Source organism: Halorubrum tibetense, from assembly GCF_042661865.1.
Taxonomy (GTDB): domain Archaea; phylum Halobacteriota; class Halobacteria; order Halobacteriales; family Haloferacaceae; genus Halorubrum; species Halorubrum tibetense.
In genome coordinates this window covers 1-1,865 of the sequence record NZ_JBHSWW010000382.1, presented here as the reverse complement: position 1 = coordinate 1,865, position 1,865 = coordinate 1, and the positions used below count along the sequence as shown (strand labels likewise).

The window sequence follows — 1,865 nt, the reverse complement described above, 5'->3', positions numbered from 1 at the left end:
CCACGTCGCTCGTCAGCCCACAGATCTTCGCCCGGGCCATCAGTCGTCCTCCGGGCTCGTCGAGGGTGCCGGGTTCGACGAGCCGGCCACGTCGGAGCCGGTCTCCGGATCGCCACACAGCGCCGCGAACTTCGCCGCGGCGTCGCCGGAGTCGATCGCCTCGGCCGCGCGCTCGACGCCCGCCCTGAGGGAGTCGGCTTCGCCGGCGACGTAGATCGCCGCCCCGGCGTTAGCGAGGATCAGGTCGCGTTTCGGCCCCGTCACCGAGCCGTCGACGATCCCGCGGAGGTCGGCCGCGTTCTCCTCGGGGTATCCCCCAGCGACCGCCTCGATCGGGGCGGCATCGAGTCCGAGGTCCTCGGGTGTGATCGTGAACTCCCGGACTTCTCCGCCGTCGACCTCGGCGGCGACGGTCTCGTCGTGAAGCGCGATCTCGTCCATCCCGCTCCCGTGGACGACGAGGGCGCGCTCGACGGGCATGTGTGCGAGCGCCCGGGCGATCTGTGGAACGAGGTCCGGGTCGTACACGCCGAGCACCTGCGCGTCGGCACCGGCCGGGTTCGTGAGCGGCCCGAGCACGTTGAACACCGTCCGCATTCCGAGCTCCTGTCGCGGGCCGATGACGGCTTTCATCGCGGGGTGGAACACGGGCGCGAGCATGAACCCGATCCCGTCGTCCTCGATCGCTTCCTCGACGGCGGCCGGCTCGGCCTCAACGTCCGCACCGGCGACTTCTAGGACGTCGGCGCTCCCGGAGGAGGACGAGACGGAGTAGTTACCGTGTTTGGCGATCGGAACGCCCGCGCCCGCGGCGACGATCGCCGCGGTCGTCGAGACGTTGATCGTGTCGTAGTCGTCGCCGCCAGTTCCGCACGTGTCGACGAGTGGCTCGCGGTCCGGCTCGATCGTGCGGGCGGCGTCACGCATCCCCTTCGCGAAGCCGGCGATCTCCGCTTCCGTCTCTCCTTTCGCTCGAAGCGCGGCGAGCAACGCGCCGATCTGCGCCTCGGTCAGCTCCTCGAAGACGAGTCGGGCCGTCTCACGAGCCTCGTCGACTGTCAGGTCCTCCCCGTTCGTGACGCGTTCGATCGTGTCGTGGATATCCATAGTATACACCAATGTATGAGTTCGTCTTATGATGTACAAGTATGTACACCGATTTAACGTTGTCGGGGAGTGCGGTGGGACGATCGTCAGGCGCAGAAACGTAGCGGGCTGTTCGTCCGGCGGGCGGCGCTCGATGGAGTTCGGAGAGGCTGACGGGGGTCCAACCGAGCCGGATGGAACTCAGCGGAGCGGGGTGGGCTCGTCGGACTCGACGACGAGTACCGGGACGTCGGCGTCGTCGACGACGGTGTCGGTCGTACACCCGAACACGAACCGCCCCACCGTTCCGGTGGTCGGTGTACCGACGACGACGAGGTCGTAGTACGGCGACTGGTCGACGATCTCCTCCGCGGCCGACCGACCCTCGACGAGCCATCGATCGGCGCGGTCGAACTCCCCGAGGCGAGTCTCCGCCGCGGTCAGGATCGACTCCCCGCTCGCCGTGTCGTCCTCCCAACTGCCCGTCGCCTCACTGCCACTTCCGATAGCGTCCGCGCCGCTGGCTTCGGCGGCGTCGTGGTCCGCTCCGTCGCTATCGTCGTCGGGACGACCAGTAGCCTCAGCAGCCCCGTTCGAGGGGACCACGTGGAACAGGTCAACCCACGCATCGGTCGTTTCGGCCACCGCCTTCGCGACGTCGACGGTCGCCCCGGAGTGTGGCCCGCCGGCCACGGCGACGAGGATCGACGAGACGCGATCCGGTCGCTCCGTCCGGTCGGCACCCTCGAGCGTGACCCGGCTCGCGGTCGGCGTCGTCG

2 protein-coding genes are annotated in these 1,865 nt (G+C 68.9%); both read right to left on the bottom strand.

Translation table 11 applies throughout. The features are described 5' to 3' along the window. Positions 1-39: 39 nt before the first annotated feature. Complete coding sequence (gene trpD / locus ACFQEU_RS15315; RefSeq protein ID WP_379783559.1) at positions 40-1,107, bottom strand: anthranilate phosphoribosyltransferase; 1,068 nt, start codon at positions 1,105-1,107, stop codon at positions 40-42. 180 nt (positions 1,108-1,287) lie between these two features. Next, positions 1,288-1,865, bottom strand: a 578-nt coding sequence (locus ACFQEU_RS15310; RefSeq protein ID WP_379783557.1) for a universal stress protein, incomplete at its 5' end; no start/stop codon positions are given.

Coding starts and splice junctions, on each gene's coding strand:
- trpD (WP_379783559.1), bottom strand. CDS start 1,107: ATGGATATCCACGACACGATCGAACGCGTCACGAACGGGGAGGACCTG.